Origin of the sequence: Pseudokineococcus basanitobsidens (assembly GCF_037482545.1) — a bacterium.
Classification (GTDB): domain Bacteria; phylum Actinomycetota; class Actinomycetes; order Actinomycetales; family Quadrisphaeraceae; genus Pseudokineococcus; species Pseudokineococcus basanitobsidens.
On sequence record NZ_JBBIAA010000001.1, the window covers coordinates 344665 to 358955 of the forward strand.

The following is a 14291-nucleotide window of genomic DNA, read 5'->3' on the forward strand; positions in this document are numbered from 1 at the left end:
CCGCGGACGGCGGGCGACGCCGCTCAGCTCCGCGCGGACGACCAGTCGTCGAGGTCGACCGGCAGGTCGTCGTCGAGGTCCCGCAACGCCTCGAAGGTGCCCTCGAGCGCCGCGTAGAGGCCGGCGTGCACGGGCAGCAGTCGCGCGTAGAGGGCCGCGGCGGCCGGGTCCGGCCGGACGACGTCGGAGACCTCGACGCGGTCGGCGGCCACCTCGACGCTCGGCACGAGCCCGAGCGCCGTCATGGCGATGACGGCGGCGCCGTAGCCGGAGCCCTGCGTCCCGCTGGGGAAGGAGATCTCCATCCCCAGGACGTCGGCGAGCATCTGGCGCCACACCGCCGAGCGGGCGAAGCCGCCCGTCGCGCGGACCTCGGTGATGTCGTGCCCCGCCTCGCGCAGGGAAGCCAGGACGAGGGCGAGCTGCTGGCAGACGCCCTCGAGCGCCGCGCGCACGAGGTGCTCGCGGCCGTGGTGGCGCTGCAGGCCGACGTAGGCGCCCCGCGGCAGCGACGTCCAGTACGGCGCCCGCTCGCTCAGCAGGTAGGGGAGCATCAGCAGGCCGCCGCAGCCGGGCGGGGCCAGCGCCGCCAGGTCGGTGAGCGCCTCCTCGGGCTCGTCGCCCAGCTCGTCGGCGAGCAGCTCCATGTCGGGCGCGAGCGCGTCGCCGACCCAGCGCAGGACGACCCCGCCGTTGGTGATCGCCCCGCCGACGGCCCACAGGTCGTCGGTGAGCGCGTAGCAGAACGTGCGGCCGGCAGGGTCGACGCCCGGGCGGTCGACCACGACGCGCAGGGCGCCGCTCGTGCCGATGGAGACGCTCGCGATGCCGGGGCGGACCGCGCCGACGCCGAGGTTGGCGAGCGGGCCGTCCCCGCCGCCGACGACGAGCGGGACGTCGCGCCCGAGGCCGAGGTCGTCGGCCACCCCGGGCATCAGGCGCAGGCGGTGCGTCACCGGGACGGGACGGGGCAGCTGCTCCGGGGTGGTGCTCGCCAGCTCGAGCGCCTCGGGGTCCCAGTCGAGGGTGCGCAGGTCGAGCAGCCCGTTGCCGGACGCCATCGAGTGGTCGACCACCCACTCGCCCGACCAGGCGTGGAGCAGCAGCTCCTTGATGCCGACCCAGTGCGCGACGCGGGCGGCGACCTCCGGGCGCTCCTCGGCGAACCACGCGAGCTTCGGCAGCGGGGACATGGGGTGCACCGGCGTCCCCGTCCGGCGGTGCACCCCCGGCCCGGGTCCCCGCCGGATCCGGTCGGCCTGCGGCGTCGCGCGTCGGTCGGCCCAGGTGACGACGGCCGTCAGGGGCACGTCGTCCGCGTCCACCCCGATGAGGCTGTGCATCGCCCCGCTGACGCCGAGCCCGACGACGCGGCCCGCGCCGTCCACCCGGCGCACCACGGTGCGCACGGCCTCGGCCGCGGCGGCCAGGATCGCGGCGGGGTCCTGCTCGGCCCAGCCCGGCTCCGGCTCGTCGAGGGAGTACTCCACCTCGGCCTCCGCGACGGCGTCGCCCGCGGTCGTGAAGGCGGCGACCTTCGTCGCCGTCGTCCCGAGGTCCACCCCCAGGACGAGCGGTCGCCCCCCCGCGGCGTCCGTGGCGGGCGGGGGGCTCGTCGTGGGGGAGGGCACGACCGCCATCCTGGCGCACGCGACCGGCCCGGTCGGCGTCCTGCCGGGGGCCGGCGCGCGGGCCGGGCCCCGCCGACGGACCGCGCCCCGGCCGCCGGGGGGCTGCTGCCTACGCTGCGCCGCATGGTCGTCCCCGAGCCGCCGGTCGACGCCGGGCGACCCCTGCGCGGCACGCCGCCGGCCCCGCGCCCGTCGGCGCCGGAGCGCTCGCGCCTGCGCCTGGAGGTCTTCCTCGTCCTGGCGCTCAGCCTCGGCGCCTCGGCGGTCTACGCCGTCGTGAGCCTCGTGGGCACGCTGACCCGGGGGCCCCTGCGCGAGGCGACGGCGACGCTCAACGCCTCCCGCAGCGATCGCCCGTGGTTCGACCTGACCTACCAGCTGCTGGCGACGGCGACGGCGCTCGTCCCGGTCGTCCTGGCGCTGGCGCTGCTGGGGTGGAGCCGCGGGTGGACCCCGCGGGCGGCCGCCCGCTCGCTCGGGTTCGACCTGCGCCGCCCCGGCCGCGACCTCCTGCAGGGCCTCGGCCTGGCCGCGCTGATCGGCGTCCCCGGGCTCGGGCTCTACCTCGCCGGCCGGGCGCTCGGCGTCACCGCCGACGTGGACCCCGCCGCGCTCGACACGTACTGGTGGACGGTGCCGGTGCTGCTGCTCTCGGCCGTCAAGAACGGCGTCCTCGAGGAGGTCGTCGTCGTGGGATGGCTGCTGCGGCGGCTGCACGACCTGCGCTGGGGCCCCGTCGCGGCCATCGCCGCCAGCGCGCTGCTGCGGGGCAGCTACCACCTGTACCAGGGGGTCGGACCCTTCGTGGGCAACGCCGTCATGGGCGTCGTCTTCGCGCTCGTCTACCGCCGCACGGGCCGGGTGATGCCGCTCGTCGTCGCGCACACGCTCATCGACGCCGTCGCGTTCGTCGGCTACGCCGCCGTGCGGCCGTACCTCTGAGCCCCCCCGCCTCCACGCGCCCCCCGCCGCCACCGCGGCGGCGGTGGTCCGCTGCTCCGTCCGGGTGGTCCGCGGCCGGCGGGACGTGGCGGCGCGTCATCACTCTGGGGCGTTTTCGAACACGACGCGTGACGACATGGCCGGAGGCTGGGAGGGTAGCGGCGTGCGGCGACGACATCAGGTGCGCTCCCGGCGCCCCGGGGCGGGCGTGGACGAGGCGGGCGCGGGTCCCGGCCCGCTCGTGGTCGGCACCGCCGCGGTGGTCCTGCTCCTGTGCGCCGCCCTCGCCACCCTCTGCACGGTCTTCCCCGGCGAGGGGCGGACGAGGGCGCTGACCGCCGCGGCCGCGCTCGCCGGGGGTGCCGCCGGACTGGTGCTGCTGCGCCGGCGGTCGGTCGTGGGGTGGCGGGCGCTGCGGGCGACCGTGGTCGCCGCGGAGGTCGTCCTCGCCGTCCTGGCCCTCGACATCACCGGGGACGAGGCGCGCCTCGTCGCGACGACGGGCCTGTTCGTCCTCGCCGTGCTCCCCGGCGCGATCCTCCTGCGGCGCCTGGCCGCGACCGTCCACCTGGTCGCCGTCCTCGCCGTCGTCGGGGCCCTCCTCCTCGTGCGGCCGGGGCCGCCCCTCGTGGCGGAGGCGGCCCTCCTGCTCGCGACCCTGGGGGCGACCTCGCTCATCGGCGCCGTCGTGAGCCGCTCCGTGGTCCGCGCCGAGGTGGACGAGCTCACGCAGCTGCCCAACCGGAGGGCCCTGGAGCGCCGCCTGGACGCCGACGTCGCCGCCGGGCGCGCGGGCGACGTCGCGCTCGCGATGCTCGACCTCGACGGCTTCAAGGAGGTCAACGACGTCCACGGCCACGCGGCGGGGGACGCGCGCCTCGTCGCCGTGGCGCGCCACCTGCGGGCGGGGCTCGACGGCGAGGGGCTGCTGGCCCGGCTCGGCGGCGACGAGTTCGTCTGGGTCGCCGAGGGCGCCGAGGGCCGCGTCCGCCATCGTCTGGCCGCCGCGGTCGCGGACCTGCCCCAGGGGCAGCGGGCCTCGTTCGGCGTCGCCGTGCTCGACCCCGCGGACTCCGCGGCCACGTGGCGCCAGCGTGCCGACGCGGACCTCTACGACGCCAAGCGCCGCCGCCGCGGGCTCCTCCCGGCGAGCCTGGACACGCCCGAGGCGGAGGACCTGCTGCGCGCCATCACCGACGGCCAGCTCGTCGTCCGGTACCAACCGGTCGTCGACCTCGCGACGGGCGACCTCGCGGGCGTCGAGGCGCTCGTGCGCTGGCAGCACCCGCGCCGCGGGCTCCTGGGGCCGGACGCCTTCCTGCCCCTGGCGGAGGCGACCGGCGTCGTCGAACTCCTCGGCGCGCGGGTGCTGCGCGCGGCCTGCCACGAGGTGCGCGCCTGGCAGCGGCGCACGGGTACCCGGGCGGGCGTGGCCGTCAACGTCTCGGCCGCCGAGCTCGCCGAGCCGGCCTACCCCGCGCGCGTCCTGCGCGCGCTCGCCGACAGCGGCCTCCCGGCCGCCGACCTCGTGCTCGAGGTCACCGAGACGGCCTTCGCCGACGTCCCGACCATGACGCGGTCCCTGCGCGAGCTGCGGACGGCCGGCGTCCGGGTGGCGGTCGACGACTTCGGCACGGGCTGGTCGACGCTCTCGCGGCTGGACCAGCTGCCCGTCGACGTGCTCAAGCTCGACAAGTCCTTCGTGGACCGGGTCGTCCCGGGGCAGGGCTGCACGCCGGTCGTGGACGCGGTCCTGGCCATGGCGCGGGCCCTGGACCTGGCGGTCACCGCCGAGGGCGTCGAGCACGCCCACCAGGTCGCCGCCCTGCGGGACGCGGGGTGCGACACCGCGCAGGGCTACCACCTGCAGCGACCGGTCCCGCTGGACGAGGTCGACCTCGCCCGCCGCGTCCGCGTCCCCGCCTGAGGACGGCGCTCGGCCCCGGCGGCTCCCGGGGCGTCGTCCGGGGGTGACGGGCGGCTACGGACGCCGGCGGACGACGAGCACGCACGTGTCGTCGTCGAGGTCCGAGCCGCCGTCGGCGAAGTGCTCCACCACCAGGTCGCGCAGCGAGGCGGCGTCGTGGTCGTCGGGGCAGCCGGCGAGCAGCTGCTCCAGCTCGTCGAGCCCCTGCCGCAGGGGGCGGTCCCGCCGCTCCAGCAGCCCGTCGGTGAACAGCACCAAGGAGGCGCCGCGCGGCATGTCGACCTCGGCCTGGTCGACCACCGTCCGCGGCCCGGCGACGCCGATGGGGGTGGTGAGCGCCTGGTCGAGGCGGTGGACGACGCCCTCGGGCGTGCGGAGCATCGGCGGCGGGTGACCGGCCTTCGCGTAGGTCACGGCGCAGCCGTCACCCGTCTCGGCGCAGACGACGCGGGCGTAGACGCAGGTGGCCAGCCCGGCCATCCCGAGGCCGCGCACGAGCAGGTCCAGCCGGCGGAGCACGGCCCCGGGCTCGTCCCCGCCCCAGGCGTAGGAGCGCAGGACCGAGCGCAGCTGGCCCATCGCGGCGGCCGCCCGGAGGTCGTGCCCCATGACGTCGCCGATGGCGACGCCGAGCCCGCCGTCGGGCAGGTCCAGGACGTCGAACCAGTCGCCGCCGACCTCGGCGCCGACGGCCGCGGGCAGGTAGGTGGCCGCGAGGTCGAAGTCCTCGACCTCGGGGAGGTCGGGGAGCAGGTCGCGCTGCAGGGTGAGGGCCGCCGCGTGCTCCCGCTCGTACAGCCGCGCGTTGTCGACGGCGAGGCCCGCACGCAGCCCGACGTCCGCCATCGTGGCGAGGTCCGTGCTGCTCGGGGGCGGCGCGTCGCCGAGGACGAGCCCGAGGACGGCGGTGGTGCGGCCACGGGCGCGCAGCGGGACCAGGACCGTGCGCCCGGCGCCCATCGCGCGCAGCGCCTGCGCGGCCGCGGCGTCGCCGAGCCGGCCGGCGGCCTGCTCCGTGTCCACGTGCAGGCTCGTCGGCGTCGTCACCGCACCGGTGAGCAGGTCCGACAGGACGGGCAGCTGTGCCAGCCCGTGCCCCGGCTCCCGCGCCAGGGCCTGCGCGCTGGCCGCGAGCGCCTCGTCGGCGTGCGCGACGTGGAGGCGGGACGCCCGCCCCGGCTCGTCGGCGACCAGGGCGAAGGCCCACCTGGCCAGGTCGGGCACCACCAGGCCGGGCAGGACGGCGAGCGCGCCGTCGCTGTCCAGCCGGCTGGCCAGGGCGGTGCTCACCCGCGCCAGCGCCTCGAGCCGGGCGTTCGCGCGTCGGGCCTCCTCGAGCGCCCGGTCGCGCTCCGCCGCCGCCTCCACCCTGGCGGTGACGTCGGACTGCACCCCCACGTGGTGGGTCAGGCGCCCGTCCGCGTCGAACACCGGGCTGATGACCACCTCGTTCCAGAAGGCCGTGCCGTCCTTGCGGAAGTTCAGCAGCACCTCGGTGACCGGCTCGTCCTCGGCGAGCGCCCGGGCGATGCGGGCGACGGCGTCCCGGTCGGTGCCCGGGCCCTGGAGGAACCGGCAGTTGGAGCCGGTGACGTCGGCGGAGGAGTAGCCCGTGGTGCGCTCGAACGCGGGGTTGACCCAGACGAGCGGGTTGTCCGGGGCGTGGGGGTCGCTGATGCTGAAGGACAGGTCGCTCGCGATGACGGCCCGGTGCCGCAGGTCGCCGGACTCCTGGAGCCGCGCGACGGCGGCGTGCTCGCGCAGCGGCAGCATCACGACGAGCGCCTGCGAGGCGAGCGGCGGGGGCGCGTCGGTGAGCGGGATGCCGACGACCCACATCTGCTCCCGGGCGGTGGTGGCGTCGGACCCGCGGGCGGCCGAGACGGCCTCGCCCGCCACCGGCTCGCCGGCGGCGACCCGGCGCAGCGGCGCCGGCCCGTCCTCCATGTCCTCGCCGCTCCCGTCGTGCAGCCCGGCCTCGCGCGACCACCGCGCGATGCCCGCCGGCAGGCGGGTGCCCGGGGACAGCTGCTGGGCCAGGGCGTTGGCGTAGACGACCTCGCCGCGGTCGAGGTCGACGAGGAGCACCGCGGCGGGGGTGTCCCGGACCACCGGGGGCAGCGCCGCCCCCGCGAGGGGCTGCACGGCCTCCAGTCCGGTGGTGTCGGTCACGGCCGCGATCCTACGAGGGGGCCCGGGGCCCGGGACGGCCGTGACGACCGCCCCGGCGACGGCGGGCGCCGGGCGTCACGCGGGCGGTCGTCGCCCCTCCCGCACCGCGTCGAGCCAGGCGCGGGCGTCGCCGAAGGCGGCCTCGTCCGTCCCCGGCCGCACGGTGACCGGGCGACCGTCCGCGCGCGGGTAGGAGCCCAGGAAGCGGACCTGCGCGCAGAAGCGGTGCAGGCCCAGCAGCGCCTCGGCGACCCGCGCGTCCTGCACGTGCCCCTCGGCGTCGATGGCGAAGCAGTAGCGGCCGAGGGCGTCCCCGGTCGGGCGGGACTCGATCCGGGTGAGGTTCACCCCGCGGGAGGCGAACTGCTCGAGCAGCTCCAGCAGCATGCCGGGGTGGTCCTGCGGCTGGAAGGCGATGACGGTCGTGCGGTCGGCGCCCGTCGGCGGCGGGGGAGCCGTCGGCCGGCCCACGAGGACGAAGCGGGTGACGGCGCCGGCGGTGTCGCCGACGTCGCGCGCGAGCACCTCGAGCCCGTAGCGCTCGGCGGCCACGCCGGCGCACAGGGCGGCGTCGTAGCCGGTGGCGGCCGCTCCCGGGGCAAGGCCGGCCGCCGCCGCGGCGGTGGAGGAGCTCGGCACGTACTGGGCGCGGGGGAGGTGCTCGGCGAGCCAGCCGCGGCACTGGGCGTGCGCGTGCGTGTGGGTGCTGACGACGGCGACGTCCTCGAGCCGCGTGCCCGGGCGGGCGCCCAGGACGAACGTGACGGGCACCAGCGCCTCGGCCACGACGACGAGCGGGTCGCCGCCCGCCAGCCCGTCCAGGGTCGCGGCGACGCCGCCCTCCACGGAGTTCTCCATCGGCACCATCGCGGCGTCGAGGTCGCCCGCGCGCACCGCGGCGAGAGCGGCGTCCACGCTGGCCGCGGGGACACGCTCCGCGTCGTCCTCGCCGCGCCGGACGAGGACGTCGCCCAGCGCGGCGTCGGTGAAGGTCCCCTCGGGCCCGAGGTAGCCGTAGCGGCGGGGGCGGGCCGGCGCGTCCGTCCCGGGGCTCACCCGTCCGCGCCGCCGCGCTCGCCGCTCGTCGCGCCCTCGTCCCCGGTGCCGAAGCCGCCCGGGGCGGCGCTGCTCGCGGGGGCGGGCGCCACCGGGGTGCGCGCGGGGCGCTCGCCCCGTCCGTCGGTGTCCCGTCCGCCCGTGCCCCGTCCGTCCGTGCTCCCGCCGCCGATCAGCGACAGGAGGTCGACGCCCGTCGTGCGGCGCACCGTCTCGAGCGTCTCGTGGAGGTTGCCGGCGACCGACCGCGAGAGCGCGCCGGCGCCGTCGTTGGAGATGACGGTGAGGTCGTCGATGGAGCCCAGCGGCCGGGCGAGCGCCTCGGCCATGGCGGGCAGGACCTCGACGACCATCTGCAGCCGGGCGGCCTCGCCGTAGTGCGCGAAGGCCTCGGCGGACTGACGGCGGGCCTCCGCCTCGGCGCGGCCGCGGGCCGCGATGTTCGCGGCCTCCGCGCGCCCGCGGGCCTCGGTCGCCGCGGCCTCGGCCTCGCCCTCGAGGCGTGCGGCGTCGGCCTGGGCGGTGCGCCGCGCCAGCTCGGCCTCGGCCGCGAGCCGCACCGAGCGGGCCTCGGCCTCGGCGCTGATGCGCAGGCGCTGGGCGTCGGCGTCGGCCGACAGGCGGGTCCGCTCGGCGGCGGCCTTCGCGTCCTGCACGGAGGAGCTCGCGCGGCCCTCGGCCTCGTACTGGACGGCGCTGCGGCGCGCCTGCGCCTCCTGCTCCGTCTTGTAGCGCGCGGCGTCGGCGGGCTTGCGGACGTCGGTGTCCAGCTGGGTCTCGGTCAGGGCGGCCCGGCGCTGGGCGACCCGCTCCTGGGAGGTGAGGACCTCCTGGTCCTGCGCCGCCTTCGCGAGGGAGCCGGCGGCCTCCGCCTCCGCCTGGGCCTTGTCGGTGTCCGCGCGGAACGTCGCCTGCCGCAGGGCGAGGTCGCGCTCGGCCTCGGCGACGAGCTGCTGCGCCTGCGCCTCCCGCTGGGACGACTCGCGCTGGGCGTCGGCCTCGGCGATGGCGGCGGTGCGCGCCGCGGCGGCGGCCTCGGGCCGGCCGAGGTCGCGCAGGTAGTTGCTGTCGTCGGAGACGTCCTGGATCTGGAAGGTGTCGAGGACGAGGCCCTGGTTGTTGAGCGAGGACACCGACTCGTCGGCGACCTGGCGGGCGAAGGCCGCGCGGTCGCGGATGATCTCGTCCACCGTCAGCGTGCCGACGATCGAGCGCAGCGAGCCGGCGAGGACCTCCTGGGTGAAGGACTCGATCTCGTCCTGCTGGTGCAGGAACCGCTGGGCCGCGGCGCGCACGTTGTTCTCCGTGCCGCCGACCTTGACGATCGCGACGGCGTCGAGGTTGAGCCGGATGCCCTGCTGGGAGACGGCGCCGCGGATCTGCACGCGGATGGAGCGCGAGGCGAGCGAGAGCGCGTAGGCCTGCTCGACGAAGGGCTTGACGAAGACACCGCCGCCCATGACGACCCGCTGGCCGGAGAGGTCCATCGAGGACTCCCCGGTCTCCGGGTTGAGCACGGGCTTGCCGCCCTTGCGGCCCACGACGACGAGGGCCTCGGACGGGTTGGCGATCTTGTAGCGGCGCACCGCCGAGATGGCCACCACGAGGAGGACGACGACCACCACCGCGACGACCACGAGGGTGACGAGCGTTCCGATCGCGAGTTCCATGGGTCTGCGGCGCTCCTCGTGCGTCGTCGGGCCGGCCCCGGCGGCCGGCCGTGCGCCGTCCCCGGCGCGGGCGACAGTGTGGCGCAGCGGCGCCCGGCGTGGGGCGGGCTGTGGACGGCGCACCCGGCCGGGCGGCGCGTCCCCCCGGACGAGTCAGCCGGGAGCGCCGTGCGGGCCGTCCGGTCGCCGGGCGACCGCGGCGGCGGCCTCGTCCAGGAAGCGCTCCAGGAGCGACAGCTCGGCGGGCGTGTAGCCGGCCAGGACGGACGCGAGCTCCACGGCCATCGGGCCGAAGACCGCCCGGCCCAGGTCCTGCGCCGAACCCGTCGCCTCGACGACGACCCGGCGGCGGTCGGTCGCGCTGCGCACCCGTCGTACGTGCCCGGCGCGCTCCAGGCGGTCGAGCATGGCGGACGTGGCGGGCGAGCTCAGCCCGAGGTCGCGGGCGAGGCTGCCGGGGCTGTGCTCCTGACTGCGCTCGGCGGCCTCCAGGAGAGCGGCCACCGCCGCCAGGTCCGTCGGCCCGCTGCCGTGGGCCGACCCCACCCGCTGCACGTAGCGGTCGGTCTCCGTCGTCACGCGACGCAGCGCGTGGAGCACCCGCAGGGCAGCGGGCGCGCCGTCCTCGGTGCCGGACGTGTCGACGGGCACGGCCGCTCCTCTCTCCCGCCGCCGGGTGCGACGGCTCCGGGACCACCGTAGTGTCTCCACCATGGAGAAGCTCAGCAGTGGAAGCAGGTCACCGTCGCGGGGGGACCGGACCCGGCGGTGGGTGGTGCTCGGCGCGGCCGTCGTCGCGGTCGTCGTGTCGACGGTCGGCTCGGGGGCCTTCGGCGGCACGCCGGTCGACGAGGCGGCGGGCGGGGCCCTGTCGGCGACGGCCACGCTCGTGGCCCCCGCCGGGCCGGCCTTCTCGATCTGGGGGGTGATCTACGCCGGGCTCGTGGCGTACGCGGTCTGGCAGCTCGTCGCGGCCAGGCCCGACGACGCCCGGCAGCGCGCGGCGGGCTGGTGGCTCGTCGCGTCCCTCCTGCTCAACGCCGCCTGGATCACCGTCGTCCAGGCCGGCTCCGTGGGCGTGTCCGTCGTCGTCATCGCCGCGCTCGCCGCCGTCCTCGGCGTCGCCCTCGCGCGGCTGCAGCGCACGGAGCCCCGTGGGTGGCCGGAGGCGCTGCTGGTCGACGGCGTCACCGGGCTGTACCTCGGCTGGGTCCTCGTCGCGACGGTGGCGAACGTCTCCGCGTGGCTCGCGCAGGCGGGCGTCGGCGGCCTCGGGCTCGGCGAGGCCACCTGGGCGGTCGTCGTGCTCGTCGTCGCGGCGGCGATCGGGGTCGGCGTCTGCCGGGGCACCGGGCGCCTCGCGCCCGCCCTGTCGCTCGGGTGGGGGCTGGCGTGGGTCGCGGTCGGGCGCTCCTCCGGGCCGGACTCCTCGGCGGTGGTCGCCGTCGTGGCCGCGGTGCTGTCCGTCGCCGTCGTGGCCGCGGTGCTGTCCGTCGCCGTCGTGGTGGCGGGCGTGGCCGCGCGGGCCCGACGCGCGCGGACGACGACCGCCCGCCGTCCCGCGCGCGTCTCCTGACGTCCGGCGTCCCCCGGACTACAGGACGAGGGCGTCGACCAGCAGCCAGGCGCCGATGAGCAGGAAGAGGACGCCCGCGCCGATCCTGACGGCGCGCTCGGGCAGCCGGCGCCCCAGGTGGTACCCGAGGACGATGGCGAGGGCGTCGGCGGCGACCATGCCCAGCGTCGACCCCAGCCAGGTGCCGGCGATCTCGGCGACGCCCTCGTCACGGGCGGACAGCGTGATCGTCGCGAGCATCGTCTTGTCACCGAGCTCGGCGAGGAGGAAGGCGACGGCCACGGTGACGAAGACGGAGCGGCCGGGCCGGTCGGCGCGGCTCTCCTCGTCCTCGTCGAGGCTGTCCCCGCGGAAGGTCCACAGGCCGAAGCCGACGAAGGCCAGCCCCGCCACCACGGCGATCGCCGTCGTCGGCAGGGCGGCGCCGACCGCGGCGCCGAGCACCACCGACGCGAGGTGGACCAGCGCGGTCGAGGCCGTGATCGCCACGACGATCGGCCACGGGCGGTACCGCGTGGCGAAGGTGAGCGCCATGAGCTGGGACTTGTCGCCCAGCTCGGCGACGAAGATGACGCCGAAGCCGACGGCGGTCGCGATGACGAAGGGGGTCACGGGTCCTCGGGGGTGACGAGCGCGCCCGACCGGCTGCGCGGGGACGCCTCCGGCCGCGCGCGCAGGTGGGCGCTGGCCGAAGGTCTCGCCCACCCGGGCCCGCTGGGCGGTCCGGGTCCGCGGCACCGGGTGCCTCCGCCGGGGCGGGGGCGGCCAGTGTGTCGACGCCGCGGTTGGGGGCTACTCCCCTTCGTGAACGCGTCGAGGCTACCGCAGCCGTCCGCCCGCCCTCGGTGCCGTCCGCCGCCGCACGGGCCCGACCGGGTCCGCCACCTACCCTCGCCGTGTGCCGTCGGTCCTCGTGCTCGTCGCCCTCCTGCTCGCGGGCCTCGTGGGACCGGTGGTGGGCCCGGTAGTAGGCCCGGTAGCAGGCCCGGTGGTGGGACCGGTGGTGGGTGAGGGCCCGGCGCAGGCGCGCGCGACGGGGGACGCGCGCGGCGTCCCCGGGCCGGTCGTCCTCGTCGGTGTCCCCGGGCTCCGGTGGGCGGACGTGACGCCGGTCGACGCGGACGGGCAGCCGCTGGCGCAGGAGGTCCAGGAGGGCGAGGGCCCCTCCGGCGTGCCGCAGCGTGCGGCGTCGACGCCCGTGCTCGGCGCGCTCCTGCGTGACGCCGGCGTCGGCGACGTGGCGGTCCGCGGCGTCACCTCGAGCGCGTGCCCCGCCGACGGCTGGCTGGCGCTCTCGTCGGGCTCGCGGGCCCTCGACCCGCGCCCGGGCATGGAGGTGGCCGCCGCCGACGGGGCGGCCACCGAGCCGGACCCCCAGGAGGTCCTCACCCGCTGCACGGCCCTGGCCGAGCCCCGGGACGGCGTGGTGGGGCGCTGGCCCGTCTACGAGGCCGCCGTCGCCGAGCAGGACTACGACGCCCGGCTCGGGCTGCTCGGCGACGCCCTCGAGGACGCCGGCGTCGCCGCGGCGTCGGTCGGGCCGGGCGCCGCCGTGGCGCTCGCGAGGTCGGACGGGTCGCTGGCCGGCCCGCACGTGGACCGCCCGCAGGGCGCCGACGACCTCGGCGCCGCCGTCGAGGGGCTCCTGACCGACGGCGCCGGGCTCGTCGTCGTCGACGCCGGCAGCCTGCTGGCGGACGCCCGCCCGGACGACGACGGCGGCGGCGTGGTGCCCGAGGAGGCGGCCGCCGCCACGGTCGAGGCCCTGGACGCCCGGGTCGGCGCCGTCCTGGCCGCCGTCCCCGACGACGCGACCGTCCTCGTCGCGAGCACCGCGGACGCGACGGCGACGGCCCACCTCGGCGCCTTCGCCGCCGTGGGGCCGGCGGCGGGCGGTGTCGCGGACGCCTACGGCGGCACGCTCGTCGGCTCGCTGTCGACCCGCCAGGACGGGCTCCTGCAGACGACGGACCTGGCGCCCACGCTCCTCGACGCGCTCGGGGTCGAGGGGCCGGGCGGGCTGGTCGGGGCGCCGGTGCTGCCCGTGGACGCCGGGCTGGACGCCGAGGAGCGCCGCGCCGTGGTGCTCGACCTCTCGCGCGCCGCCCTCGAGGTCCGACCGGTGGTCGGGCCGTTCTTCTACGTGCTCTACGGCTCGCAGCTGCTGCTGTACGGCGCCGGCGTGCTGGCCCTGCGTCGCCGCTGGGGCGGGCCGTACGGGCGCCGCCGGGTCCTGGCGTGGCTGCGGCGGGTCTCCGTCGTGTCGGCGTCCGTGCCCGTCGCGACCTTCCTCGCCGGCCTGCTGCCGTGGTGGCGGAGCGACGCCTCCGCGCTCGTCCTCGTCCTCGCCGTCGCCGCGTGGACCGCCGTCGTGGCCGCGCTCGCCCTGCTGGGGCCGTGGCGGCGCGGGGTGCTCGGTCCGCTCGGGGTGGTGGCGGGCACGACGGCGCTCGTCCTCGCCGTCGACGTCGTGACCGGCTCGACCCTCCAGCTCTCCAGCCTCATGGGCCCGAACCCGATCGTGGCGGGCCGCTTCTACGGGCTGGGCAACCCGCCGTTCGCGCTCTTCGCGACCGGCTGCCTGCTGCTCGCGACGGCGCTCGCCGACCGGCTGCTGCGCAGCGGCCGCGCCCGGTGGGCCGTCGCCGTCGTCGCGCTCCTCGGCGCCGCGGCGGCGGTGCTCGACGGGACCCCGGGCCTCGGGAGCGACTTCGGCGGCCCGCCCGCGATCGTCCCGGCCTTCGCCGTCCTGGCCCTGCTCGTCGCCGGCGTGCGCATCACCTGGCGGCGCGTCCTGCTCATCGGCGGGGGCACCCTCGTCGTGATGTCGCTGCTGGCCGTCCTCGACTACGCGCGCCCGCCGGCGGACCGCACCCACCTGGGCCGCTTCGTCGAGACCGTGCTCGACGGCGGGGCGCTGGACGTCGTGGGCCGCAAGCTCGCCGCCAACCTGTCGGTGCTGACGGGCAACCCCCAGGGCCTGCTCGTGCCGGTCGCGGCCCTCTTCGTCGCGCTGGTGCTGCTGCGGCCGGGGGCGTCCGGGCCGCCCGCGCTGCGCCGGGCCTTCGACCGCACCCCGGCGCTGCGGGCGGGCTTCGCGGCCTGGCTGGTGCTCGTGCTCATCGGCTTCGCCGTCAACGACTCGGGGACGTCGATCCCGGCCGTCGCCGCGACGCTGATGGTCCCGCTGCTCACCGCCGCCGGGGCCCGGGCGCTCGAGGACGACGAGGCCGGCGCGCCCGCGACGGCACCGGTCGAGCGCCTGCGCGCCTGACCCGGGCCGCGTGCCCGCCGGGCCGCCACGAGGCCGTCGTCCG

10 protein-coding genes are annotated in these 14291 nt (G+C 77.9%); 4 read left to right on the forward strand and 6 right to left on the reverse strand.

Annotated features, from left to right (window positions below):
• Positions 1–23: 23 nt before the first annotated feature.
• Positions 24–1631, reverse strand: coding sequence for a gluconokinase (locus WDZ17_RS01535; RefSeq protein ID WP_339573368.1), 1608 nt, complete (start codon positions 1629–1631; stop codon positions 24–26).
• Between the two features lie 123 nt (positions 1632–1754).
• Between WDZ17_RS01535 and WDZ17_RS01540 the strand changes: the two genes are divergently transcribed.
• Together WDZ17_RS01540 and WDZ17_RS01545 are read left to right on the forward strand one after the other, a co-directional pair.
• Positions 1755–2573 carry a CPBP family intramembrane glutamic endopeptidase gene (locus tag WDZ17_RS01540; protein WP_339573369.1) on the forward strand — a complete coding sequence of 273 codons (819 nt, stop codon included), beginning with the start codon at positions 1755–1757 and terminating at the stop codon, positions 2571–2573.
• A gap of 163 nt (positions 2574–2736) precedes the next feature.
• The gene (locus WDZ17_RS01545) at positions 2737–4500 is read left to right on the forward strand and encodes a putative bifunctional diguanylate cyclase/phosphodiesterase (RefSeq protein ID WP_339573370.1); all 1764 of its coding nucleotides are present in this window, start codon (positions 2737–2739) and stop codon (positions 4498–4500) included.
• 54 nt (positions 4501–4554) lie between these two features.
• Here the strand turns inward: WDZ17_RS01545 and WDZ17_RS01550 are convergent, their stop codons facing one another.
• From WDZ17_RS01550 to WDZ17_RS01565, 4 genes are all read right to left on the reverse strand, one after another.
• Entirely contained in the window at positions 4555–6672 is a 2118-nt protein-coding gene (locus WDZ17_RS01550) for a SpoIIE family protein phosphatase (RefSeq protein WP_339573371.1), read from the reverse strand.
• Between the two features lie 75 nt (positions 6673–6747).
• Complete coding sequence (pheA, locus tag WDZ17_RS01555; RefSeq protein ID WP_339573372.1) at positions 6748–7728, reverse strand: prephenate dehydratase; 981 nt, start codon at positions 7726–7728, stop codon at positions 6748–6750.
• Complete coding sequence (locus tag WDZ17_RS01560; protein ID WP_339573373.1) at positions 7725–9398, reverse strand: flotillin family protein; 1674 nt, start codon at positions 9396–9398, stop codon at positions 7725–7727. Before WDZ17_RS01560 ends, pheA begins: the two co-directional genes overlap by 4 nt.
• 153 nt (positions 9399–9551) lie before the next feature.
• Complete coding sequence (locus WDZ17_RS01565; protein ID WP_339573374.1) at positions 9552–10049, reverse strand: MarR family winged helix-turn-helix transcriptional regulator; 498 nt, start codon at positions 10047–10049, stop codon at positions 9552–9554.
• 61 nt (positions 10050–10110) lie between these two features.
• Here WDZ17_RS01565 and WDZ17_RS01570 point away from each other — a divergent pair, with 61 nt between their 5' ends.
• Complete coding sequence (locus WDZ17_RS01570; protein WP_339573375.1) at positions 10111–10974, forward strand: TspO-related membrane protein; 864 nt, start codon at positions 10111–10113, stop codon at positions 10972–10974.
• An 18-nt stretch (positions 10975–10992) separates the two neighbouring features.
• On the opposite strand, the gene WDZ17_RS01575 is transcribed toward WDZ17_RS01570, so the two are convergent.
• Complete coding sequence (locus WDZ17_RS01575) at positions 10993–11586, reverse strand: TMEM165/GDT1 family protein (RefSeq protein WP_339573376.1); 594 nt, start codon at positions 11584–11586, stop codon at positions 10993–10995.
• A 286-nt stretch (positions 11587–11872) separates the two neighbouring features.
• On the opposite strand from WDZ17_RS01575, the gene WDZ17_RS01580 reads away from it, so the two are divergent.
• Positions 11873–14248 (forward strand): hypothetical protein, encoded by a 2376-nt coding sequence (locus tag WDZ17_RS01580; RefSeq protein WP_339573377.1) that lies wholly within the window; start codon positions 11873–11875, stop codon positions 14246–14248.
• Positions 14249–14291 lie beyond the last annotated feature (43 nt).

Bases quoted from the DNA above. Each gene is read 5' to 3' on its own strand.
- WDZ17_RS01540 (WP_339573369.1), top strand. From the start codon at position 1,755: ATGGTCGTCCCCGAGCCGCCGGTCGACGCCGGGCGACCCCTGCGCGGC.
- WDZ17_RS01560 (WP_339573373.1), bottom strand. From the start codon at position 9,398: ATGGAACTCGCGATCGGAACGCTCGTCACCCTCGTGGTCGTCGCGGTG.
- WDZ17_RS01570 (WP_339573375.1), top strand. From the start codon at position 10,111: ATGGAGAAGCTCAGCAGTGGAAGCAGGTCACCGTCGCGGGGGGACCGG.